A 21,233-nucleotide genomic window follows, 5' to 3' on the forward strand; every position below is an offset into this window, starting at 1 on the left:
GCGCGAAGCATAGCGCAGCGTTCGTCGCTTTTCTGCTGGTCAAGCGACCTTGCGCTCGCTAGAATTGCGCACTTTTTGATCAGAGGCGCCAAAAGCGCCCGCTCAGGATCGCCCCCGTTACCGGCCGGGCGGCCTGCATTCAATACCGAGGTTAGTCATGTCCACCACTCCCGCCACCCCCAAGGTCGGATTCGTCAGCCTGGGCTGCCCCAAGGCCCTGGTCGATTCCGAGCGCATCCTGACCCAGCTGCGCATGGAAGGTTATGAAGTCGTGCCCACCTACGAGGACGCCGACGTGGTGGTGGTCAACACCTGCGGCTTCATCGACAGCGCCAAGGCCGAATCGCTGGAAGTGATCGGCGAAGCGATCAAGGAAAACGGCAAAGTCATCGTCACCGGCTGCATGGGTGTCGAAGAAGGCAGCATCCGTGACGTGCACCCGAGCGTGCTGTCGGTCACCGGCCCGCAGCAGTACGAGCAGGTGGTCAATGCCGTGCACGAGGTGGTGCCGCCACGCCAGGACCACAACCCGCTGATCGACCTGGTGCCGCCGCAGGGCGTCAAGCTGACCCCGCGCCACTACGCGTATCTGAAAATCTCCGAAGGCTGCAACCACAGCTGCAGCTTCTGCATCATCCCGTCGATGCGCGGCAAACTGGTCAGCCGCCCGGTGGGCGAGGTGCTGAGCGAGGCCGAGCGCCTGGTCAAGGCCGGCGTGAAGGAAATCCTGGTTATCTCCCAGGACACCAGCGCCTACGGCGTGGACGTCAAGTACAAGACCGACTTCTGGAACGGCCGCCCGGTCAAGACCCGTATGCTTGAGCTGTGCGAAGCACTGAGCAGCCTGGGCGCGTGGGTACGCCTGCACTACGTGTACCCATACCCGAACGTCGATGACGTGATCCCGCTGATGGCCGCCGGCAAGATCCTGCCGTACCTGGACATCCCGTTCCAGCACGCCAGCCCGAAAGTGCTCAAGGCCATGAAGCGCCCGGCCTTCGAAGACCGCACCCTGGCGCGCATCAAGAACTGGCGCGAGCAGTGCCCGGAGCTGGTGATCCGCTCCACCTTCATCGTCGGTTTCCCTGGCGAGACCGAAGAAGACTTCCAGTACCTGCTGGACTGGCTGACCGAAGCCCAGCTCGACCGCGTGGGCTGCTTCCAGTACTCGCCGGTTGAAGGCGCCCCGGCCAATGACCTGGGCCTGGAAGAAGTGCCGGACGACATCAAACAGGACCGTTGGGACCGCTTCATGGCCCACCAGCAAGCCATCAGCTCCGCCCGCCTGCAGCTGCGCATTGGCAAGGAAATCGAAGTGCTGATCGACGAAGTCGAAGAGCAGGGTTCGGTTGGCCGCAGCTTCTTCGATGCGCCGGAAATCGACGGCAGCGTGTTCATCGATGGCGACCATGGCTTCAAGCCAGGTGACAAGGTGCGTTGCCGCATCGTCGATGCAGACGAGTACGACATGTGGGCTGAGCCTGTCTGACCTTCTGCCGGGGTCGCCAGGCGGCCCCGGCTTTTTCATCCCTCCCCCGCTTTTACAGCTATGTTTTCCTGAGTTCGTCACAGGAAAACACACATGCCCCCAGCCCTGACGCTGCAAACTCCACACCTGAGCGACTACCCTCAACTGGTCCAGGTCTGGGAAGCTTCCGTACGCGCCACCCACGACTTCCTGCCCGACAGCTACATCGAACTGCTGCGTGACCACGTGCTGGGCAAGTACCTGGACGCCGTCATGCTGGTTTGCTGCAAAGACTCCACCCACCACATCCATGGCTTTGCCGGCGTGGCCAACGGCCGCGTGGACATGCTGTTCGTGGCCCCGACCCACCGCGGCCAAGGCATTGGCAAGCGCTTGCTGCGTTACGCCATCAACGAACTCAACGCCCATACGCTGGACGTGAACGAGCAAAACCCTCAAGCCCTGGGCTTTTACCTGCACGAGGGGTTCGAAGTGATTGGCCGCTCGGAAACGGACGGCCTGGGGCAACCCTTCCCCCTGCTGCACATGAAGCTGATTCCTACAGCCTCTTAGGACTACGACGTAGGATGCCGTACAACGCTTCCGAAATGGCGCATCTGGCACAGATTCCCATCATCAAGGGCCTGTGGGCAGGTACAATGTCCATCTTTACCTGCCTTGCGAATTCCCCCATGTCCGAACCCGTCCGCCTGTCCAAACGCCTCATCGAGCAGCTCGGCTGCTCCCGCCGCGAGGCCGAGCTCTACATTGAAGGTGGCTGGGTCACGGTCGATGGTGTGGTCGTGGAGCAGCCTCAGTTCAAGGTCGACAGCCAACGCGTCGAACTGCTGCAAGGCGCGCGAGCCGATGCACTCGAGCCGGTTACCCTGCTGCTCAATCAGCCCGCCGGCCTCGACAGCGAAGCTGCCCGCGCCAGCATCAACATGGGCAACCTCAGCGACGCCCACCGCGAGGGCGTGCGCCCCTTGCACGGGCACTTTGCCCGGCTGACCTGTGTAGCCCCCCTGCAACCGGGTGCCAGCGGCCTGCAGCTGTTCACCCAGGACTGGCGGGTCACCCGCAAGCTCGACGCCGACCTGCGCCGCATGGAGCAGGAATACATCATCGAAGTGCGCGGCGAAACCACGCCCCAGGCGCTGGAACGCCTGGCGCGCGGGGCTACGCGCAACGACCGGGAACTGCCCAAGGCCAAAGCCAGCTGGCAGAACGAAACCCACCTGCGCATGGCCTTGAAAAACCCGCAGCCCGGGCAGATCGCCGAACTGTGCGCCTACCTGCGCCTTGAAGTGGTCAGCATGCGACGCATCCGCCTGGGCGGCGTGCCCATGGGCAAGCTGCCACTGGGCCAGTGGCGTTATGTGGCCAGCACCGAACGTTTTTAAGCACCAGGCCGCATACCGCGCGGCTTCTGAACAGGATTTTGCAACAATGAACCACAACGATGTCCTACGCAGCCTGCGCTATCTGCTCAAGGTGAATGACGCCAAGATGGCCGAAATCATCGCGCTGTCCGGCCTCGAAGTTAACCCCATCGTCCTGGCCACCTACCTGAAGAAGGAAGACGAGCCTGGCTTCGTGCGTTGCCCGGAGCGGGTGATGGCGCACTTTCTCGACGGCTTGGTAATCCACCGTCGCGGCAAGGACGACAGCCGCCCGCCGCAACCGGTCGAGCTGCCAGTAACCAATAACACCATCCTGAAAAAGCTGCGGGTGGCGTTCGAGCTCAAGGAAGAAGACCTGCATGCGATCCTTAAGTCGGTCAACTTCCCGGTGTCCAAGCCTGAGCTCAGCGCGTTGTTCCGCAAAGTCGGCCACGACAACTACCGACCATGCGGCGACCAGCTGCTGCGCAACTTCCTCAAGGGCCTGACCCAGCGCGTGCGCGGCTGAGTGGCCATGCAGCATACGGTTTCGCCGGTCGGCATCGTACGCTCCTGCTTCAAGGAGAAATTTGCCATCCCGCGCCAGCCACAACTGGCCCCGGCAGCGCGCGGGGTGCTTGAGCTGCTGCCGCCGTTTGACCAGGGCGATGCGGTGGCGGGCCTGGAGCAAGTCAGCCATGTCTGGCTGCTGTTTCTGTTCCACCAGGCGCTGGAGGACAAACCACGCTTGAAAGTGCGCCCGCCTCGCCTGGGCGGTAACAAGAGCATGGGGGTGTTCGCTACCCGGGCTACCCATCGGCCGAATGGCATAGGCCAGTCCGTGGTTCGGCTGGAAGGCGTGGAGCCTGGGCGGCTGCTGCTATCGGGTATCGACCTGCTTGACGGTACGCCGGTGCTGGATATCAAACCCTATGTGCCCTATGCCGACAGCGTTGCTGGCGCGAGCAATCTTATGGCCAGCGATGCACCTGAAGCGATTGATGTGCAGTGGGGGGAGGCTGCCCTGCCCCAGGCACGTGAGCATGCCCTACGCCTGGATGAGCCGCTGGTTGAGTTGATCGAGCAGTGCCTGGCACAGGATCCGCGCCCGGCCTATCAGGTACCTGCGCCGGAGCGGGTATACGGGGTCAAGTTCTGGGATGTGCAAGTGAGGTGGCATTACCCGCAGCCGGAGGTAATCCGGGTGCTGGAGGTAGTGCGGGAAGGCTGAGAGTTTTTTGGGCAGGCTTGGCCTCTCGCGGATAAATCCGCTCCTACAGATGGCGCAATTCTGTAGGAGCGGATTTATCCGCGAGAGGCCAGCACAGGCTAACGCGCAGGCAAAAAAAACGCAGACCGGAGTCTGCGTTCTTTCTTCAGTTCGCCTTACTTCTCGACGAACGCTCGCTCAATCAGGTAGTCACCCGGCTCACGCATACGCGCCGACACCTTCAGACCGAAGCTGTCGAGCACTTCGCTGGTTTCGTCGAGCATGCTCGGGCTGCCGCAGATCATGGCGCGGTCGTCCTGCGGGTTGATCGGTGGCAGGCCGATGTCGCTGAACAGCTTGCCGCTGCGCATCAGGTCGGTCAGGCGGCCCTGGTTCTCGAACGGCTCGCGGGTCACGGTCGGGTAGTAGATCAGCTTGTCACGCACCGCTTCACCGAAAAACTCGTTCTGCGGCAGGTGCTCGGTGATGAACTCGCGGTAGGCCACTTCGTTGACGTAGCGTACGCCGTGAACCAGGATCACTTTTTCGAAGCGCTCGTAGGTTTCCGGGTCCTGGATGACACTCATGAACGGCGCCAGGCCAGTGCCGGTGCTCAGCAGGTACAGGTGCTTGCCCGGGTTCAGGTCGTCGAGCACCAGTGTGCCGGTAGGCTTCTTGCTGATGATGATCTCATCGCCTTCCTTCAGGTGCTGCAGCTGCGAGGTCAGCGGGCCATCCGGCACCTTGATGCTGAAGAACTCCAAGTGCTCTTCCCAGTTCGGCGACGCGATGGAATAGGCGCGCATGAGCGGGCGACCGGTCTCCTGCTGCAGGCCGATCATCACGAACTGACCGTTCTCGAAGCGCAGCCCCGGGTCGCGGGTGCACTTGAAGCTGAACAGGGTGTCGTTCCAGTGGTGCACACTGAGGACACGTTCGTGGTTCATGTTGCTCATTTACAGGGCTCCTGAAGAAAAACGCAGCGCGCAAAACGCGCAGTTGCGCGATAGTTTAGGGGCAGCGACAATATCTGTTAACTGAATTATCAAGATATGTGTTATCGGTTATATCGATATGCGATTCACACTTCGTCAACTTCAGGTATTCGTCGCCGTCGCCCAGCACCAGAGCGTGTCACGGGCAGCCAGTGTGCTGGCGTTGTCCCAGTCGGCTGCGAGCACCTCAATTACCGAACTGGAGCGGCAATCAAGCTGCCAGTTGTTCGACCGCGCGGGTAAGCGCTTGGCGCTCAACGCACTCGGCCATCAGCTGCTGCCCCAGGCCGTGGCCCTGCTCGACCAGGCCAAGGAGATCGAAGACCTGCTCAACGGTAAGTCCGGGTTCGGCTCGTTGGCGGTCGGCGCCACCTTGACCATTGGCAATTACCTGGCGACCTTGCTGATCGGCAGCTTCATGCAGGTGCACCCCGAAAGCCAGGTAAAGCTGCACGTGCAGAACACTGCGCATATCGTGCAACAGGTGGCCCACTACGAAATTGATCTGGGTCTAATTGAAGGCGACTGCAATCACCCGGACCTGGAAGTACAGCCCTGGGTGGAAGATGAACTGGTCGTGTTCTGCGCCCCACAACACCCGCTGGCCAGGGTCGGGCGGGCTGATGTGGAGCGCTTGTCGCAAGAAGCGTGGATTTTGCGTGAACAGGGCTCCGGCACGCGTCTGACCTTCGACCAGGCCATGCGCCATCACCGCACCAGCCTGAACATCCGCCTGGAACTGGAACACACCGAAGCGATCAAGCGGGCCGTGGAGTCGGGCCTGGGCATTGGCTGCATCTCGCGCCTGGCCCTGCGTGATGCCTTCCGGCGCGGTAGCCTGGTAGCGGTAGAAACCCCGGACCTGGACCTGATGCGCCAGTTCTACTTCATCTGGCACAAGCAGAAGTACCAAACGTCAGCCATGCGCGAGTTTCTGGAACTGTGCCGCAACTTCACGGCGGGCTACACCCGCAGTGATGAAATCATCCTGCCGCCGATCGCTTAAAGCAAGATAACGCCCCACACCAGAGCCACCATGGTCAGTGCCACCAGTTGCGCGGCGCTGCCCATGTCCTTGGCATTTTTCGACAGTGGGTGGCGCTCCAGGGAAATCCTGTCGATGGCCGCCTCTACCGCCGAGTTGAACAATTCGACGATCAAGCCGAGCAGGCACACCGCAATCATGATGGCACGCTCGGCACGGCTGACCGGCAACCAGAAGGCCGTCGGGATCAGCAGCACATTGAGCAGCACGAGTTGGCGGAAAGCCGCTTCGCCTTTGAAGGCGGCGCGCAGGCCGTCCAGCGAATAGCCAGCGGCGTTGAAGATGCGTTTGAGGCCGGTCTGGCCTTTGAATGGCGACATGTGAGTCACTTCACCGGTAAAAAGGCCAGCAGACTAGTCCGGCAACGGTCAAAAAAGCGTGAAGGCGCGAGCAATCAGTTACTCGCAACCGATTCAAGTTGTTGCAGCAACAGTGCCGCCTGAGTGCGGGTGCGTACACCGAGCTTACGGAAAATCGCGGTCACGTGGGCCTTGATGGTTGCTTCCGACACATTCAGTTCGTACGCGATCTGTTTGTTCAGCAAGCCTTCGCACACCATGGTCAGCACGCGGAACTGCTGTGGCGTGAGGCTGGCAAGGCCCTCACTGGCAGCTTTGGCTTCAGCCGAGACGTCAACTTTTTCGAAAGCCTGGGGCGGCCACCAGACTTCGCCGTCGAGCACCTTGCGCACCGCATCCTGAATGACTTCGAGGCCACTGGACTTGGGAATGAACCCGCTGGCGCCGAACTCGCGGGACTTGACCACCACGGCCGCCTCTTCCTGCGCCGAAACCATCACCACCGGGATCTGCGGATACTGGCCGCGCAGCAGCACCAACCCGGAAAAACCATAGGCACCGGGCATGTTCAGGTCCAGCAGGACCAGGTCCCAGTCAGCTTTCTCGCTCAGGCGGGTTTCCAGCTCGGCGATGCTCGCCACTTCGACCAGGCGCACATCAGCGCCCAAGGCAAGGGTTACAGCCTGGCGCAGGGCGCCACGAAACAGCGGGTGGTCATCGGCTATCAGGATTTCGTAAGTGGCCATTGATCTGTGGATCCTGTTCTGTGCCAGGCGCAGGCAGGGGTAATGAAGCGCCTGGCGGGGAAACGGCGCCAAGGATGCCGAGCACGGCCGGGGGTGGTCAAGCCGAACGCCCTGCCGCCTCGCCCACCCTGGCTGCCAGCTCCGACATTATGAACCAAAGCAGCCCGCCTGCCCCTTGGACTATAGGAAGGTATGCAAACGCTGATGCACCTCGTCCTGCTCGTCGATTGGCAGGCGGCGCTTGCCGTTGAGGTAATGCAGGCTGAACACGTCAAGGTAGGCATCCAGCGCCTGGGAGGCCTGGCTGTCCCCGGCCAGATCAAGGCACATGGCCGCGACTTCGGCGGTGCAGAAGTGATCGTCGCGCTTGGAGCGGCGCAAGCGGTACCGCGACATTTGCTCGGCCTGCAAGCTGAGCACCGGGAAGCGGTCCAGATAAGGGCTCTTGCGGAACATCTTGCGCGCTTCGGTCCAGGTGGCGTCGAGCAGGATGAACAAGGGACGCTTGCCCGGCTCGCGCACGACTTCGCTGACCACGCGTTCCTGGGCGACGAATTCACCGGGGAAGACAATGTAGGGCTGCCACTGCGGGTCGTCGAGCAGCGCCAGCAGGTGCTCGTCCACTGACGTACGCAACCAGCCAAATGCTGAAGTATCTTCGACCAGGTCGGCAATCAGCCAGCCGGTATTGGTGGGCTTGAGCGGCTCGGTATCGTGCATCAAGAGGCACACGCCAGCTTCTGCCTGAACCCGAGGTTTCCAGGCACACAGGCAATGGGTGGCGATGACGCGGCAATCCTGGCAACGTTCGGCGCGAGAACCACGGGCAATGAAGGGTTTGATGCTGCGTGCCAGGCGCTCGGCGCGCAGGCGCGCTACCGCATGGCTCATGCTGGCATTACTCGGCTTGATTGGAGAATAAACACTGCAATAACTCAGGAAAAACCGACGCTCATTCTACCAGAGCCATCTTCATTTGGCCGTGCAGGCGTGCAGTGTGGTCTTTTATAATCGTGGCACCGGCCTACGGAACGCTACACACCGGCGCAGGTCAAAGCGCCAGTCACTGAACCAGGAGAGATTCATGCTGCGTCTTATCGTCCCGACCCTGAGCCTGATGCTCGCTCTGCCACTGGCGGCCCAAGCGGCTTCCAAGCAGGAATTCGAGCTGAACAAGATGCTGCAGAAGGTGGCCAAGGAGAGCAGCGTCGGCACCCCGCGCGCCATCAACGAAGACATTCTCGACCAGGGCTATACCGCAGAAGGCAAGGCGCTGGTCAACCACCTGAGCGTGCGTGCCGAGCATGCCGCGCGCATGCAACAAAACCCCGCACAGGTCCGCAGCCAGCTGGGTGATAGCGTTTGCCGCAACACCGGCTACCGCAACCTGATGTCCAAGGGTGCCGTAATGGTCTATCGCTTCACGGTCTACAAGACCAACCAACCGGTCATGGACCAGGCGTTTGATGCTGCCAGTTGCACCGCCGGCAACAAGCGCAAGTAATCAGACCACCCCTTCGTTTTCGTTGCGCCGCGGTTCTTCCTCGGCGCGCATCTCCGCCAACAGCGCCTGCAAGTGGCGTGACTGACATTCCAATGCAGCCAGGCGTCGGCGGCACTCTACCTCCAGGGTCACATGGTGATCCTGTGCGGCGTTCTCCAGCTGCTGATACAGCTGCCGGTCTACCTCGATGACCAAGCGATGCATACCGCCACCTCCTGCATCGACAACGTTTGCCCTCCCAGTTAACCAAACCCTCGTGCCAGGTGGCTGCGCACCGACGAGCGGGCGATTCAATCCAGCCTGCACGATCGGGTGCAAGGGTCTAGATTGATAGCAAAGCCACCGCAACAATTCGATCTACTGCAATGCTCGGGCTACACACTCGAGCCACAGCAGCCAGCGACACACGCAGTGTCGCGGCCATGCCAGGCCACTGGCGCGGTCAGCGGTTTTGCTGCAGAAGGAGACGTTGAATGCCTTACCTATCGAACGAACTCTTGTTCAACCATTTCAGGGACAGCGGCATCGACCTGAGCAAGATCGACCAGCAACTGCAACTGGTCGCACCGAACAGCCCCAACCTGCCCCTTTACCGCGACATGATGCTGACCATCTTGCGCATGGCCCACGAAGACACAGACCGCTGGAGCGCAAAAATCACTCTGCAGGCACTGCGCGAACTGGACCAGTCGTTCCGCACACTTCAGCGCTACAAAGGGCGCCGCAAGGTGACGGTGTTCGGTTCAGCCCGCACGCCACTGGAACACCCCATGTACGCGTTGGCCCGTGAGCTGGGTGCAACGTTGGCGCGCTCGGACCTGATGGTCATCACCGGTGCCGGGGGCGGCATCATGGCCGCGGCCCACGAAGGGGCAGGCAATGAACACAGCCTGGGGTTCAATATCACGCTGCCCTTCGAACAACACGCCAATGCCACGGTGGGCGGCACCGACAAGCTGCTACCGTTCCACTTTTTCTTTATCCGCAAACTGTTCTTCGTGAAGGAAGCTGATGCCTTGGTGCTCTGCCCCGGGGGCTTCGGGACACTGGATGAAGCGCTGGAAGTGTTGACCCTGATCCAGACCGGCAAGAGCCCACTGGTGCCCGTCGTATTGCTGGACTCACCTGGCGGTACGTTCTGGCGTGATTGCCTGGACTTCATCAGCCGTCAGCTTGAAGAAAACCGCTACATCCTGCCCACCGACCTGAAGCTGTTGCGGCTGGTACACAGTGCCGATGAGGCAGTGGAAGAGATCAACCAGTTCTACAGCAACTACCACTCAAGCCGTTGGCTGAAGAACCAGTTCGTAGTACGCATGCACCACCGGTTGAGTGAGGCTGCGCTGCATGAAATTCAGGAAGGCTTTGCCGACTTGCGGCTCAGTGGCAAGTATCACCAACAACCCGACAGCGGAGCCGAGCATGAAGTGGGGAGCTACAGCCACCTGACCCGGTTGACCTTTGCCTTCAATGGCCGTGATCAGGGCCGGTTGAGGGAGTTGGTGGACTTCATCAACCTGCCGGAGAACTGGGCCAAGCCACAGCCCATGCACACGACGCAGCGCGCGAGGGAAGCCTTGAAGGTAAGTTGATGCGCAGGAACAGTCAGAAATCGTCCAGGTCTCGGCCGCTGAGCAGGCGGCCGATCATGTCCATCGGGTAACCCCGATAAGCCAGAAATCGCGTCTGCTGGGCGCGGCTGCGGGGGTCCTGCGGGCGTTGCCCGGCAAACTTGCGCTGCCAGGTTTCCCTTAACAACTCCGCCCAATTCAAGCCGCTTTCACGCAAAGCCTGATCAATGTCGCCACGGTTGAGCCCGCGCTGACCAAGCTCTTCACGAATACGTGCAGGGCCGTAACCCGCACTAGAGCGATGCCGGATAAAGCTCTCTAGATAGCGGGCTTCGCTGAGCAACCCTTCTTCGGCGAGCCGATCAAGCGCTGGCTCGATCAACTCGTCCTCAGCGCCTCGCTGACGCAACTTGCGCGTCAGTTCGACGCGACCGTGCTCGCGGCGCGCGAGCAGGTCCATGGCTGCCCGCCGAACCGCGACGGGGGTGTCGAGTACGACGGACATGTTCAGCTAGCAGCCATGCAATCAATAACCGGCGTCGGCATCAGCCAGGTCACCCGCATCTGCGTCTGCAGCAGCGGCTTTGCCAGCGGCAGCAACGGCGCCAGCGTTAAGCAGCTTGTCGCGGATCTGCTTTTCGATCTCTGCGCCAATGGCCGGGTTCTCTTGCAGGTACTTGGCGGCGTTTGCCTTGCCCTGACCGATTTTGTTGCCTTGGTAGCTGTACCAGGCACCCGACTTTTCCACCAGGCCCTGCGACACGCCCAGGTCGATGATTTCGCCGTTACGGTAGATACCCTTGCCGTAAAGAATCTGGAACTCGGCCTGACGGAACGGCGGCGAGACCTTGTTCTTGACGATTTTGACGCGGGTTTCGCTACCGACCACCTCGTCGCCTTCCTTGACCGCGCCAGTGCGACGGATGTCCAGACGCACCGAGGCGTAGAACTTCAGGGCGTTACCACCGGTGGTGGTTTCCGGGCTACCGAACATCACACCGATCTTCATACGGATCTGGTTGATGAAGATGACCAGGCAGTTGGCGTTCTTGATGTTACCGGTAATCTTACGCAGCGCCTGGGACATCAGACGGGCCTGCAGGCCGACGTGCATGTCACCCATTTCGCCTTCGATCTCGGCCTTCGGTACCAGGGCCGCCACGGAGTCGACGATGATGACGTCAACAGCGTTGGAGCGCACCAGCATGTCGGTGATTTCCAGCGCCTGTTCGCCGGTGTCCGGCTGCGAGACCAGCAGGTCGTCGACGTTGACGCCCAGCTTGCCGGCGTACTCCGGGTCCAGCGCGTGTTCGGCGTCGACGAACGCGCAGGTGGCACCGCTCTTCTGGGCTTCGGCGATCACCGACAGGGTCAGCGTGGTTTTACCGGAAGACTCCGGGCCGTAGATCTCGACGATACGGCCTTTTGGCAGGCCGCCGATGCCGAGGGCGATGTCCAGGCCCAGGGAACCCGTGGAGATGGCAGGAATACCTTGACGCTCATGGTCGCCCATGCGCATGACGGCGCCCTTGCCGAATTGGCGTTCGATTTGACCCAGGGCCGCAGCCAAGGCGCGCTTCTTGTTGTCGTCCATTGAAATCCTCACGTGTTCGACTTGGCCCTGACGGCCGGAATACCTGTATAAGTAGCCAGTATTATTCCACAGGGAAACGCTTGAGCAAACCCCTGTCGTCGATTTAGTCGGTGCCAAGCTGTAACAAGCCGTCTAACGCGGCGATCACCGTCTGTCGGCGCACCGCTTCGCGGTCGCCATCGAAGTGGCGCCGCTCGCTGATGACGCGGTCACCATCGGCCCAGGCCAGCCACACCGTACCCACCGGCTTGGCCGGCGAACCACCGTCAGGCCCGGCGATACCGCTGACCGCCACGGCAAAACGCGCGCCGCTTGCGGCCTGTGCGCCACGCGCCATGGCCTCGACCACCTCCTGGCTGACCGCGCCGACTTGGCCGAACAGCACTTCGGGCACATCCAGCTGGCGGGTTTTCTGGGCATTGGAATAGGTTACATAGCCAGCTTCGAACCAGGCTGAACTGCCGGAAACGCGGGTGATTGCCTCGGCGATGCCACCACCGGTACAGGATTCGGCCGTGGTGACCTGGGCACCCAGGTGGCGCAGGTGCTCGCCCAGGCGGGCGGCGAGAGCAGTAATCGGGTCCATCGCAGGCTCCTCAAGAAGACGTGGCGCCACCCTAGCACCCCCACTCAACGAAGGGGACCCCTTGCACCGCCTGCATCTCACTGAAAAAGCCTGTACCATTGCGGGTTTTATCGCCGCCAACCAGATTACCCGCTGTAAGGCCCTGAATGTCTGATCTTTCCGCACACACCCCGATGATGCAACAGTACTGGAAGCTGAAAAACCAGCACCCAGACCAACTGATGTTCTACCGCATGGGCGACTTCTACGAAATCTTCTACGAAGATGCGAAGAAGGCCGCAAAACTGCTGGATATCACCCTGACCGCGCGCGGTCAGTCGGCTGGCCAGTCCATCCCCATGTGCGGGATTCCGTTCCACTCGCTGGAAGGCTACCTGGCCAAGCTGGTCAAGCTGGGCGAGTCGGTGGTGATCTGCGAGCAGATCGGCGACCCAGCCACCAGCAAGGGCCCGGTGGAACGCCAGGTGGTGCGTATCATCACCCCCGGCACGGTCAGCGACGAAGCGTTGCTCGACGAGCGCCGCGACAACCTGATCGCCGCGCTGCTGGGTGACGAACGCCTGTTCGGCCTGGCCGTGCTGGATATCACCAGCGGCAACTTCAGCGTGCAAGAGATCAAGGGCTGGGAAAACCTGCTGGCCGAACTTGAGCGCCTGAACCCGGTCGAGCTGTTGATCCCCGACGACTGGCCGCGCGACCTGCCCGCCGAAAAGCGCCCCGGCGCCCGCCGCCGCGCGCCGTGGGACTTCGACCGCGACTCGGCACGTAAAGCCTTGTGCCAACAGTTTGCGACCAAAGACCTCAAGGGCTTCGGCTGCGACAAGCTTACCCTGGCCATCGGCGCCGCCGGCTGCCTGCTGACCTACGCGAAAGAAACCCAGCGCACCGCCCTGCCCCACCTGCGCAGCCTGCGCCACGAGCGCATGGACGATACGGTGATTCTGGATGGCGCCAGCCGCCGCAACCTGGAGCTGGACGTCAACCTGGCCGGCGGGCGCGACAATACCCTGCAATCGGTGATCGACCGCTGCCAGACGGCGATGGCCAGCCGCTTGCTGACGCGCTGGCTGAACCGCCCGCTGCGTGACCTCAAGGTGCTGCAGTCACGCCAGGACTCGATCCGCTGCCTGCTCGACGGTTACCGCTTCGAGAAGCTGCAACCGCAGCTCAAGGAAATTGGCGATATCGAGCGTATTCTCGCCCGTATCGGCCTGCGCAATGCCCGCCCGCGTGACCTTGCCCGCCTGCGTGACGCGCTCGGCGCCTTGCCTGAGCTGCAGAACGCAATGAGCGAGCTCGAAGCGCCACACCTGGCTCGCCTGGCAGCCATCACCGGCACCTACCCGGAGCTGGCCAGCCTGCTGGAGCGCGCCATCATCGACAACCCGCCGGCGGTAATCCGTGACGGCGGCGTGCTTAAAAACGGTTACGACAGCGAACTTGACGAGCTGCTCGCCATCAGCGAGAACGCCGGCCAGTTCCTCATCGACCTGGAGGCCCGCGAAAAGGCCCGCACCGGCCTGGCCAACCTCAAAGTCGGCTACAACCGCGTACATGGCTACTTCATCGAGCTGCCAACCAAGCAAGCCGAGCAGGCCCCGGGCGACTACATCCGTCGTCAGACGCTCAAGGGCGCCGAGCGCTTCATCACCCCAGAGCTCAAAGCATTCGAGGACAAGGCACTGTCGGCCAAGAGCCGCGCCCTGGCCCGCGAGAAGATGCTCTACGACGCCCTGCTCGAAACCCTGATCAGCCACCTGGCGCCGCTGCAGGACAGCGCCGCCGCGCTCGCCGAGCTGGACGTGCTGAGCAACCTTGCCGAGCGCGCGCTGAACCTCGACCTGAACTGCCCACGTTTCGTCAGCGAGCCGTGCCTGCGCATCGAACAAGGTCGCCACCCGGTGGTGGAACAGGTACTCACCACGCCGTTCGTGGCCAACGACCTGGGCCTGGACGACAGCACCCGCATGCTGATCATTACAGGCCCGAACATGGGCGGTAAATCTACCTACATGCGCCAGACCGCACTGATTGTGCTGATGGCGCATATCGGCAGCTTCGTACCGGCGGCCAGTTGTGAACTGTCGTTGGTCGACCGCATCTTCACGCGTATTGGCTCCAGCGACGACCTCGCAGGCGGGCGCTCGACCTTCATGGTCGAGATGAGCGAAACGGCCAACATCCTGCACAACGCCACCGACCGCAGCCTGGTGCTGATGGACGAAGTGGGCCGTGGCACCAGCACCTTCGACGGCCTGTCGCTGGCCTGGGCTGCAGCCGAACGCCTGGCGCAACTGCGTGCCTACACGCTGTTCGCTACCCACTACTTCGAGCTGACCGTGCTGCCGGAAAGTGAGCCGCTGGTGGCCAACGTGCACCTGAACGCCACCGAGCACAACGAGCGCATCGTGTTCCTGCACCACGTGCTGCCCGGCCCTGCCAGCCAAAGTTACGGCCTGGCCGTGGCACAGCTGGCCGGTGTACCCGGCCAGGTCATCCAGCGTGCACGCGAGCATCTGGGCCGGCTGGAGACCACCAGCCTGCCCCATGAGCAACCTGCTCCCCAGAAAGCCAAGGGCGAACCACAAGTGCCGCACCAGAGCGATCTGTTTGCCAGCCTGCCGCATCCAGCCATCGAGAAGCTGGGCAAGCTGGACCTTGACGATATGACCCCTCGTCAAGCTATCGAAATGCTATATCAACTAAAGAACCTGTTATAACGGCGCCCACTACAAGCTGGTAGAATCCGCCGCGGTTTGCTGGTGCTGCAGGTTATTAGCCTGGCCTGCAGCCACATGCCAGTAAACCGCGCGGCCCTGAGAGGAAGGGGCCGCCGCCGTCGCCTGAGGAGAAAATTAGAAATGACCTTCGTCGTCACCGACAACTGCATCAAATGCAAATACACCGACTGCGTGGAAGTCTGCCCGGTGGACTGCTTCTACGAAGGCCCGAACTTCCTGGTCATTCACCCGGACGAGTGCATCGATTGTGCACTGTGCGAGCCTGAATGCCCGGCCCAGGCGATCTTCTCGGAAGACGAAATCCCTGCGGGCATGGAGAACTTCATCGAGCTCAACGCCGAGCTGGCTGAAATCTGGCCGAACATCACCGAACGCAAGGATGCCCTGCCAGACGCCGAAGAGTGGGATGGCAAGACCGGCAAGATTGCCGACCTGGAGCGCTGATCGCTTCCAGCAACGAAAAGGCCCGCATCCGCGGGCCTTTTTAGTATACGGCGGGCAAAAAAAAGGGGCGGTTTGACCCGCCCACATTTTTTCCGTAGTCCCTGATTGTCCCAAACATCATCCTGATGAATCGCGTCTTGCGATGTCCCTGGCCTCCTCCCTGGAAGCCTGTGCTTGTCCGTGTGCACAGTTCGAATACTAGCGATTTGCGCTGGGCAGGCAACTGCGAGATATCTCAAGACATTACGGGGGACACATTTCCACATATAAAGAAATGTCAGAAATTTCAGTAACATACGACTTTTCACTGATTGAAAACGACAATGCTTTACTGCTACTGACACAGAAGTCCTACACAACGAGTAAGCAAAGGCTTACACACAATGCATCTGCGGTAGCGCTGGACACAGCATTCAGCGAGCCCCCTCAGCCAACGTGATCAAAAAACGTACAAACAAAAACGCCCCGAATCATCGGGGCGTTTTATGTACAGCGTGAACCGCTTTACTGGAACAGCGACTCGCTGGACAGGCCGTTCTTTTCAAGAATCTCCCGCAGGCGCTTGAGCCCCTCAACCTGGATCTGCCGCACCCGCTCACGGGTCAGGCCAATTTCCAGGCCAACGTCCTCCAGGGTGCTGCTCTCGTGCCCACGCAGGCCGAAGCGGCGCACCACCACTTCCCGCTGCTTGTCGGTCAGCTCACCCAGCCACTGGTCGATACTCTGTGACAGGTCATCGTCCTGCAGCAGCTCGCACGGGTCAGTGGGGCGGTCGTCGGTCAGGGTATCAAGCAGCGTTTTGTCCGAGTCTGGCCCCAGCGATACATCCACCGAAGACACACGCTCGTTCAGCCCGAGCATGCGTTTCACCTCGGTCACCGGCTTCTCAAGCAAGGTGGCGATTTCTTCCGGCGATGGCTCGTGGTCGAGCTTCTGGGTCAGTTCCCGCGCGGCACGCAGGTAAACGTTGAGTTCCTTGACCACATGGATCGGCAGGCGAATGGTGCGAGTCTGGTTCATAATCGCCCGCTCGATGGTCTGGCGGATCCACCAGGTCGCATAGGTCGAAAAACGGAAACCGCGCTCCGGGTCGAATTTCTCGACCGCACGGATCAGGCCCAGGTTGCCTTCCTCGATCAGGTCGAGCAATGACAGGCCACGGTTCACGTAACGACGGGCAATTTTCACAACCAGGCGCAGGTTGCTTTCGATCATGCGCTTACGGCCAGCGGGGTCACCCTTTTGCGACAGGCGCGCAAAATGGACTTCCTCTTCCGGCGAGAGCAGAGGCGAGAATCCAATCTCGTTGAGATACAACTGGGTGGCATCAAGCGCCCGGCTGTAATCGATGTACTTGTGTTGCTTGAGCGAAGAGCCTGATTTGGCCCTGGTCCGAACCGAAGGTACAGCAGGTTCGTCTGACACCACATCCGTTTCCAAAACGATGCCCGTCTCCATCAAGAGCAGCTCATCGTCGATGTCAAACTCCGGCGCTTCTTTACTGAGAGCCATTGTTATAGTCCTTTGCTGAGTTCGAACTCAGACTCGAGCGGCACCTGGTTCCTTGGCATCGCTAGAGCCTGTCCCCACCACATCACAGGAACAGGCCGGGTACAACGATCAACGGCGTGGCAGGAACTGGAGTGGATCGACGGGTTTGCCCTGGCGGCGAATCTCGAAATGCAGCTTCACCCGATCAGTGCCCGTAGACCCCATTTCAGCAATCGACTGCCCTGCCTTGACCTGCTGCCCCTCCCGAACCAACAGCCTGCGGTTATGACCGTAGGCACTGACGTAGGTATCGCTGTGCTTGATGATGATCAGTTCGCCGTAGCCCCTCAAGCCACTCCCGGCGTAAACCACCGCTCCATCAGACGCAGCAAAAACAGGCTGTCCCAAATCACCGGCGATATCAATGCCTTTATTCAAACTACCGTTTGAAGCAAATTTTCCAATGAGCACACCATTGGCCGGCCAGGTCCAACCACCCACCGCCCGCTCTGCGGCGGGCACCGTGGTAACGACCGGCGTAGGCGTGGCGGGGGTTGTTGGCGTCGTTTTTCCGCCGCTGGCGGGGGTGCTGATAGACGATCCAACAGGGCGACGAATGACCGTTGTCTTGCTCGAAGAGGACGGGCTCGATACCACGGTTGTACTGCCAGTGGAGCCGCTGCTGAAGCGGATCGCCTGACCGGGGCGAATGGTGTAAGGCGCACCGATGCCGTTGCGCGCAGCCAGCTCTTTGTAATCCCAACCATAACGGAAGGCGATGGAGAACAGGGTATCGCCAGGCTTGACGATGTACTGGCCAGAGGTCACGGTCGGGCGCTTGGGTGCCGAGTTGTTGCGGTCGACCACGCGCGCGCCGCTCGAACTGGTGCTGGAGCAACCCGTCAGCAGGGTGCCTATGGCCAGCGCAATCACCAGAAGCTTCAAACCCGCCCGATCCTTGCGCTGCCGAATGACTGTGTGCCCCACCCGCGCTCCCCTCATGGTGCCGAAAATCGATAATACGACAAGAAATGCAATATTGTTGCAATTATAAACACGCCAGCCCCCAATGAAAGGGCCGGCACGGTGGCCGGATCAAAGACCGGGATGCCCCGCCAGATAGACAGGGCGATACGGCAAGAATTCGTCGCCGCCGCAAATATTCCCTGTTACTCAGGCCAGCGGGCCATTGAGCAGCGGTACGAAGCGCACCGCACCCAGCACTCGACGCGAGAAGCCGTGCTCTTCACGCACGATCAGCATCAATTGCTGAACCTCGCCAGCCGGGCCAACCGGGATTACCATGCGCCCGCCAGGCGCCAGCTGGTCGAGCAGCGCCTGGGGCACTTCGGGCGCCACTGCCGTGACGATGATGCCATTGTAAGGCGCCAGCGCCTGCCAGCCATCACAGCCATCACCCCATCGGAACACCACGTTGCGCAGGTTAAGCTCTACCAGGCGCTCCTTGGCGCGGTCTTGCAGCACCTTGATCCGCTCTACCGAAAACACGCGCTCGACCACTTGCGCCAGGATCGCCGTCTGGTAACCGGAGCCGGTACCGATCTCCAGCACCTTGTCCAGCGGCCCCGCCTCCAGCAGCAGCTCACTCATGTGCGCAACCATGAACGGCTGGGAGATGGTCTGGTTATGCCCGATCGGCAGCGCGGTGTCTTCATACGCACGATGGGCCAACGCCTCGTCCACGAACAGATGGCGCGGCGTACGGCGGATGGCATCGAGCACCTTGGTGTTGGAGACGCCTTCTTCACACAAGCGCTGGATCAGGCGCTCCCGGGTGCGCTGGGAGGTCATGCCGATGCCGCGACGCTGCAGATCGTCCTGTTCGCGCATCAGAGCACGCCCTCCAGCCAACCGTGAAGCTGCTCGAAGGCATCGTTGAACGTGCGGTCCAGTTGCAGCGGTGTGATCGACACATAGCCCTGCATGACCGCATGGAAGTCGGTGCCGGGCCCGCCGTCCTCGGCGTCGCCAGCCACTGCAATCCAGTAGCCTTCCTTGCCACGTGGGTTGACCACCTTGGTGGGGGCAGCCGCTCGTGCGCGATGCCCCAGGCGAGTCACCTGGATGCCGCGGATGTGCTCCAGCGGCAAGTTGGGGATATTGACGTTTAGCACCGTACGCGGCGGCAGCTCCAGGCGCGACTGCGCCTCTACCAGCCGGCGGGCAATGTACGCCGCGGCAGGCAGGTTGCCGGGCTGGCGCGACAGCAGCGAAAACGCCAGCGACGTCCCCCCCAGGAAACGGCCTTCCAGCGCGGCGGCAACCGTGCCGGAATAAAGCACGTCATCACCCAGGTTGGCACCGAGGTTGATGCCTGAAACCACCATGTCCGGCACCTGCGGCAGCAGGCCGTTGAGCCCCAGGTGCACACAGTCGGTGGGCGTGCCGTTAAGGCTGATGAAGCCGTTCGCCAAGGTTTGCGGATGCAGCGGGCGATCGAGCGTCAGCGAGCTGCCGGCGCCGCTTTTGTCTTGATCCGGTGCGATCACCACACAGTCGGCATAATCTGCCAGCGCGCCGTGAAGCGCGGCAATGCCTGGTGCGGTAACACCGTCGTCATTCGAAATCAGAATACGCATGGGCTGTCCGTCTGCCCTGCCGGCACCAGATCGACGAGTTCGCGCACCACCACGGTGGCGAAGCATCCGGCCGGAAGGACGAATTCCAGTTGCAGGATATCAGGCTCGGGATAATGCCACGTAAGGCCGCCAATAGGGAGACGCAGGATGCGCCGTTCGTGACTCATGCCCGCATTGGCCAACCATTGGCACAGTGCCGGGTGTTGCCCGGCAACGGCCGACTCCAGCTCGGAAGGCTTGCCAGTGGCGGGGGTCGGGCCTTCACCCCACATCGGGCCGGTAGGGTGCAGGTCTAGAATGGCCAACCGCGGATCGGAGCATTCCTGCTCACCCGCAGGGAAAAAGCTACGGCTATCGGTGAACGCGAGCAAGTCCCCAACCTGGGCATGCTGCCAGCTGCCGTCGGCAACACGGGCCGCCAGCACCTGGTTGAAAACGTAGCTGCGCGCAGCCGAGAGCAGACGGGAACGGACATTACGCTGCTCTGGCAGCGCTTTGCGCTCGGCCCAGTGCAGAGCGTCCTGAACATTGCCGCCGCCATGGCCAAAACGTTGGCTGCCGAAGTAGTTAGGCACACCGTGCTGTTTAATGTTTTCGAGCCGTGCATCAAGGGCCTGATGATCAGCGGCCAGCGCAGTCAGGCGCAAGGTGAAACCGTTGGCCGAATGGGCCCCACGCTGCAGCTTGCGCTGGTGGCGGACTTGTTTGAGCACGCGCAGCGTGGCGTCTTCGGCACGCGACAGGTCAGGGTCAGCCTTGCCCGGCAGGTGCAAACTGAACCACTGGCGGGTCAGGGCCTGACGGTCCTTGAGGCCGGCATAGCTGATCGCACGCACCGGTACGCCGGCTGCACGCGCCAGGCGGCGGGCAGCTTCCTCGGTATTGAGGTCACGCTTTTCGACCCACAACCACAGGTGCTCACCCTGGCCGGACAACGGGATGTCGAGCACCTCGTCGACCTGGAAGTCGTCTGCGACTGCCTTGAGCACCGCGGCGCCCAACGACTCGCCCGATGCACGCGGGCCCAGCAGTTCCAGTTCGGTCATGCTGGCAATAGCAGGGCAACCGAATGCACGGCGATGCCCTCCTCGCGGCCGGCGAAGCCAAGCTTTTCTGTAGTGGTGGCTTTGACGTTGACCTGGTCGAGTACGACTTGAAGGTCTTCGGCAATCAACTGGCGCATCGCCTCGATGTGCGGGGCCATCTTGGGTGCCTGGGCAATGATGGTGGCGTCGATGTTGCCCACCTTCCAGCCCTTGGCGCGCACGATGCCAACCACATGGCGCAGCAGCACGCGGCTGTCGGCGCCTTTGAATTGCGGGTCGGTGTCGGGGAAGTGCTTGCCGATGTCACCCAGCGCAGCTGCGCCGAGCAAGGCATCGCTCAGGGCGTGCAGCAGCACGTCACCGTCGGAATGGGCCAGCAGGCCGTATTTGTGGGGGATACGCACCCCGCCCAGGGTAATGAAATCACCGTCGCAAAAACGGTGCACATCGTAGCCGTGGCCAATACGCATAGAAAAACGCCCTGATTGAGTCAGGGCGTGATTCTACCTGC

24 protein-coding genes are annotated in these 21,233 nt (G+C 61.5%); 10 read left to right on the forward strand and 14 right to left on the reverse strand.

Annotated features, from left to right (window positions below; all coding sequences use genetic code 11):
- Nucleotides 1-157 precede the first annotated feature (157 nt).
- The 5 genes from rimO (at nt 158) to tsaA (ending at nt 4,081) form a co-directional block, all read left to right on the forward strand.
- The gene (gene rimO / locus PVV54_RS20110; RefSeq protein ID WP_274906916.1) at nt 158-1,489 is read left to right on the forward strand and encodes a 30S ribosomal protein S12 methylthiotransferase RimO; all 1,332 of its coding nucleotides are present in this window, start codon (nt 158-160) and stop codon (nt 1,487-1,489) included.
- Nucleotides 1,490-1,582: 93 nt separating this feature from the next.
- On the forward strand, nt 1,583-2,041 hold the full coding sequence (locus tag PVV54_RS20115; protein ID WP_274906917.1) for a GNAT family N-acetyltransferase: 459 nt from the start codon (nt 1,583-1,585) through the stop codon (nt 2,039-2,041).
- Nucleotides 2,042-2,160: 119 nt separating this feature from the next.
- Nucleotides 2,161-2,871 (forward strand): rRNA pseudouridine synthase, encoded by a 711-nt coding sequence (locus tag PVV54_RS20120; protein ID WP_274906918.1) that lies wholly within the window; start codon nt 2,161-2,163, stop codon nt 2,869-2,871.
- 46 nt (nt 2,872-2,917) lie between these two features.
- On the forward strand, nt 2,918-3,379 hold the full coding sequence (locus tag PVV54_RS20125; RefSeq protein ID WP_274906919.1) for a DUF1456 family protein: 462 nt from the start codon (nt 2,918-2,920) through the stop codon (nt 3,377-3,379).
- Between the two features lie 6 nt (nt 3,380-3,385).
- A complete protein-coding gene (gene tsaA, locus PVV54_RS20130) occupies nt 3,386-4,081 on the forward strand; it encodes a tRNA (N6-threonylcarbamoyladenosine(37)-N6)-methyltransferase TrmO (RefSeq protein ID WP_274906920.1) in 696 nt (231 codons plus the stop codon).
- Nucleotides 4,082-4,236: 155 nt separating this feature from the next.
- Here the strand turns inward: tsaA and fpr are convergent, their stop codons facing one another.
- Nucleotides 4,237-5,016, reverse strand: a complete 780-nt coding sequence (gene fpr / locus PVV54_RS20135; protein WP_274906921.1) for a ferredoxin-NADP reductase — start codon at nt 5,014-5,016, stop codon at nt 4,237-4,239.
- A gap of 118 nt (nt 5,017-5,134) precedes the next feature.
- Here fpr and finR point away from each other — a divergent pair, with 118 nt between their 5' ends.
- Entirely contained in the window at nt 5,135-6,061 is a 927-nt protein-coding gene (gene finR / locus PVV54_RS20140) for a LysR family transcriptional regulator FinR (RefSeq protein ID WP_274906922.1), read from the forward strand.
- Here finR and PVV54_RS20145 read toward each other — a convergent pair.
- The 3 genes from PVV54_RS20145 to PVV54_RS20155 all read right to left on the reverse strand — a co-directional run bounded on the left by PVV54_RS20145 (nt 6,058) and on the right by PVV54_RS20155 (nt 8,036).
- The gene (locus PVV54_RS20145) at nt 6,058-6,420 is read right to left on the reverse strand and encodes a diacylglycerol kinase (protein ID WP_027595832.1); all 363 of its coding nucleotides are present in this window, start codon (nt 6,418-6,420) and stop codon (nt 6,058-6,060) included. The two genes, finR and PVV54_RS20145, sit on opposite strands and share 4 nt — an antisense overlap.
- A 74-nt stretch (nt 6,421-6,494) precedes the next feature.
- Nucleotides 6,495-7,145: a response regulator transcription factor ErdR gene (gene erdR, locus PVV54_RS20150; protein WP_274906923.1), complete on the reverse strand. Its 651-nt coding sequence runs from the start codon at nt 7,143-7,145 to the stop codon at nt 6,495-6,497.
- Between the two features lie 180 nt (nt 7,146-7,325).
- On the reverse strand, nt 7,326-8,036 hold the full coding sequence (locus PVV54_RS20155) for a tRNA-uridine aminocarboxypropyltransferase (RefSeq protein ID WP_274906924.1): 711 nt from the start codon (nt 8,034-8,036) through the stop codon (nt 7,326-7,328).
- A 193-nt stretch (nt 8,037-8,229) separates the two neighbouring features.
- On the opposite strand from PVV54_RS20155, the gene PVV54_RS20160 reads away from it, so the two are divergent.
- Nucleotides 8,230-8,649 carry a quorum-sensing-regulated virulence factor family protein gene (locus PVV54_RS20160; RefSeq protein WP_274906925.1) on the forward strand — a complete coding sequence of 140 codons (420 nt, stop codon included), beginning with the start codon at nt 8,230-8,232 and terminating at the stop codon, nt 8,647-8,649.
- Here the strand turns inward: PVV54_RS20160 and PVV54_RS20165 are convergent, their stop codons facing one another.
- The gene (locus PVV54_RS20165) at nt 8,650-8,853 is read right to left on the reverse strand and encodes a hypothetical protein (RefSeq protein ID WP_274906926.1); all 204 of its coding nucleotides are present in this window, start codon (nt 8,851-8,853) and stop codon (nt 8,650-8,652) included. It lies immediately after the preceding gene.
- 269 nt (nt 8,854-9,122) lie between these two features.
- On the opposite strand from PVV54_RS20165, the gene PVV54_RS20170 reads away from it, so the two are divergent.
- Nucleotides 9,123-10,241 (forward strand): LOG family protein, encoded by a 1,119-nt coding sequence (locus PVV54_RS20170; RefSeq protein ID WP_274906927.1) that lies wholly within the window; start codon nt 9,123-9,125, stop codon nt 10,239-10,241.
- A 13-nt stretch (nt 10,242-10,254) separates the two neighbouring features.
- Here PVV54_RS20170 and recX read toward each other — a convergent pair whose 3' ends face one another.
- The 3 genes from recX to PVV54_RS20185 all read right to left on the reverse strand — a co-directional run bounded on the left by recX (nt 10,255) and on the right by PVV54_RS20185 (nt 12,400).
- Nucleotides 10,255-10,725 (reverse strand): recombination regulator RecX, encoded by a 471-nt coding sequence (gene recX / locus PVV54_RS20175; protein ID WP_274906928.1) that lies wholly within the window; start codon nt 10,723-10,725, stop codon nt 10,255-10,257.
- 21 nt (nt 10,726-10,746) lie between these two features.
- On the reverse strand, nt 10,747-11,814 hold the full coding sequence (gene recA / locus PVV54_RS20180) for a recombinase RecA (RefSeq protein WP_274906929.1): 1,068 nt from the start codon (nt 11,812-11,814) through the stop codon (nt 10,747-10,749).
- Between the two features lie 103 nt (nt 11,815-11,917).
- Nucleotides 11,918-12,400: a CinA family protein gene (locus PVV54_RS20185; protein WP_274906930.1), complete on the reverse strand. Its 483-nt coding sequence runs from the start codon at nt 12,398-12,400 to the stop codon at nt 11,918-11,920.
- 146 nt (nt 12,401-12,546) lie between these two features.
- Between PVV54_RS20185 and mutS the strand changes: the two genes are divergently transcribed.
- Both mutS and fdxA read left to right on the forward strand, forming a co-directional pair.
- Nucleotides 12,547-15,120, forward strand: a complete 2,574-nt coding sequence (gene mutS, locus PVV54_RS20190) for a DNA mismatch repair protein MutS (RefSeq protein WP_274906931.1) — start codon at nt 12,547-12,549, stop codon at nt 15,118-15,120.
- Between the two features lie 141 nt (nt 15,121-15,261).
- Nucleotides 15,262-15,585, forward strand: coding sequence for a ferredoxin FdxA (fdxA, locus tag PVV54_RS20195; protein WP_051097441.1), 324 nt, complete (start codon nt 15,262-15,264; stop codon nt 15,583-15,585).
- 504 nt (nt 15,586-16,089) lie between these two features.
- On the opposite strand, the gene rpoS is transcribed toward fdxA, so the two are convergent.
- The 6 genes from rpoS to ispF all read right to left on the reverse strand — a co-directional run bounded on the left by rpoS (nt 16,090) and on the right by ispF (nt 21,192).
- Nucleotides 16,090-17,097: an RNA polymerase sigma factor RpoS gene (gene rpoS / locus PVV54_RS20200; protein WP_274906932.1), complete on the reverse strand. Its 1,008-nt coding sequence runs from the start codon at nt 17,095-17,097 to the stop codon at nt 16,090-16,092.
- A gap of 108 nt (nt 17,098-17,205) precedes the next feature.
- Complete coding sequence (locus PVV54_RS20205) at nt 17,206-18,063, reverse strand: peptidoglycan DD-metalloendopeptidase family protein (protein ID WP_274906933.1); 858 nt, start codon at nt 18,061-18,063, stop codon at nt 17,206-17,208.
- A gap of 186 nt (nt 18,064-18,249) precedes the next feature.
- Complete coding sequence (locus tag PVV54_RS20210) at nt 18,250-18,888, reverse strand: protein-L-isoaspartate(D-aspartate) O-methyltransferase (protein WP_274910473.1); 639 nt, start codon at nt 18,886-18,888, stop codon at nt 18,250-18,252.
- A gap of 38 nt (nt 18,889-18,926) precedes the next feature.
- Nucleotides 18,927-19,676, reverse strand: coding sequence for a 5'/3'-nucleotidase SurE (gene surE / locus PVV54_RS20215; protein WP_274906934.1), 750 nt, complete (start codon nt 19,674-19,676; stop codon nt 18,927-18,929).
- Complete coding sequence (truD, locus tag PVV54_RS20220) at nt 19,664-20,722, reverse strand: tRNA pseudouridine(13) synthase TruD (RefSeq protein WP_274906935.1); 1,059 nt, start codon at nt 20,720-20,722, stop codon at nt 19,664-19,666. Before truD ends, surE begins: the two co-directional genes overlap by 13 nt.
- Nucleotides 20,719-21,192 (reverse strand): 2-C-methyl-D-erythritol 2,4-cyclodiphosphate synthase, encoded by a 474-nt coding sequence (gene ispF / locus PVV54_RS20225; protein ID WP_274906936.1) that lies wholly within the window; start codon nt 21,190-21,192, stop codon nt 20,719-20,721. Before ispF ends, truD begins: the two co-directional genes overlap by 4 nt.
- Nucleotides 21,193-21,233: the final 41 nt, after the last annotated feature.

This window comes from Pseudomonas sp. PSKL.D1, assembly GCF_028898945.1.
Lineage (GTDB): Bacteria > Pseudomonadota > Gammaproteobacteria > Pseudomonadales > Pseudomonadaceae > Aquipseudomonas.

What these genes read in the sequence shown, in the direction of transcription:
- PVV54_RS20120 (WP_274906918.1), top strand. Translation starts at nt 2,161, where the DNA reads ATGTCCGAACCCGTCCGCCTGTCCAAACGCCTCATCGAGCAGCTCGGC.
- finR (WP_274906922.1), top strand. Translation starts at nt 5,135, where the DNA reads ATGCGATTCACACTTCGTCAACTTCAGGTATTCGTCGCCGTCGCCCAG.
- PVV54_RS20160 (WP_274906925.1), top strand. Translation starts at nt 8,230, where the DNA reads ATGCTGCGTCTTATCGTCCCGACCCTGAGCCTGATGCTCGCTCTGCCA.
- erdR (WP_274906923.1), bottom strand. Translation starts at nt 7,145, where the DNA reads ATGGCCACTTACGAAATCCTGATAGCCGATGACCACCCGCTGTTTCGT.
- surE (WP_274906934.1), bottom strand. Translation starts at nt 19,676, where the DNA reads ATGCGTATTCTGATTTCGAATGACGACGGTGTTACCGCACCAGGCATT.
- fpr (WP_274906921.1), bottom strand. Translation starts at nt 5,016, where the DNA reads ATGAGCAACATGAACCACGAACGTGTCCTCAGTGTGCACCACTGGAAC.
- rimO (WP_274906916.1), top strand. Translation starts at nt 158, where the DNA reads ATGTCCACCACTCCCGCCACCCCCAAGGTCGGATTCGTCAGCCTGGGC.
- PVV54_RS20125 (WP_274906919.1), top strand. Translation starts at nt 2,918, where the DNA reads ATGAACCACAACGATGTCCTACGCAGCCTGCGCTATCTGCTCAAGGTG.
- PVV54_RS20170 (WP_274906927.1), top strand. Translation starts at nt 9,123, where the DNA reads ATGCCTTACCTATCGAACGAACTCTTGTTCAACCATTTCAGGGACAGC.
- truD (WP_274906935.1), bottom strand. Translation starts at nt 20,722, where the DNA reads ATGACCGAACTGGAACTGCTGGGCCCGCGTGCATCGGGCGAGTCGTTG.
- recX (WP_274906928.1), bottom strand. Translation starts at nt 10,725, where the DNA reads ATGTCCGTCGTACTCGACACCCCCGTCGCGGTTCGGCGGGCAGCCATG.
- fdxA (WP_051097441.1), top strand. Translation starts at nt 15,262, where the DNA reads ATGACCTTCGTCGTCACCGACAACTGCATCAAATGCAAATACACCGAC.
- PVV54_RS20115 (WP_274906917.1), top strand. Translation starts at nt 1,583, where the DNA reads ATGCCCCCAGCCCTGACGCTGCAAACTCCACACCTGAGCGACTACCCT.
- PVV54_RS20145 (WP_027595832.1), bottom strand. Translation starts at nt 6,420, where the DNA reads ATGTCGCCATTCAAAGGCCAGACCGGCCTCAAACGCATCTTCAACGCC.
- ispF (WP_274906936.1), bottom strand. Translation starts at nt 21,192, where the DNA reads ATGCGTATTGGCCACGGCTACGATGTGCACCGTTTTTGCGACGGTGAT.
- rpoS (WP_274906932.1), bottom strand. Translation starts at nt 17,097, where the DNA reads ATGGCTCTCAGTAAAGAAGCGCCGGAGTTTGACATCGACGATGAGCTG.
- PVV54_RS20165 (WP_274906926.1), bottom strand. Translation starts at nt 8,853, where the DNA reads ATGCATCGCTTGGTCATCGAGGTAGACCGGCAGCTGTATCAGCAGCTG.
- tsaA (WP_274906920.1), top strand. Translation starts at nt 3,386, where the DNA reads ATGCAGCATACGGTTTCGCCGGTCGGCATCGTACGCTCCTGCTTCAAG.
- PVV54_RS20210 (WP_274910473.1), bottom strand. Translation starts at nt 18,888, where the DNA reads ATGACCTCCCAGCGCACCCGGGAGCGCCTGATCCAGCGCTTGTGTGAA.
- recA (WP_274906929.1), bottom strand. Translation starts at nt 11,814, where the DNA reads ATGGACGACAACAAGAAGCGCGCCTTGGCTGCGGCCCTGGGTCAAATC.
- PVV54_RS20185 (WP_274906930.1), bottom strand. Translation starts at nt 12,400, where the DNA reads ATGGACCCGATTACTGCTCTCGCCGCCCGCCTGGGCGAGCACCTGCGC.
- PVV54_RS20155 (WP_274906924.1), bottom strand. Translation starts at nt 8,036, where the DNA reads ATGAGCCATGCGGTAGCGCGCCTGCGCGCCGAGCGCCTGGCACGCAGC.
- mutS (WP_274906931.1), top strand. Translation starts at nt 12,547, where the DNA reads ATGTCTGATCTTTCCGCACACACCCCGATGATGCAACAGTACTGGAAG.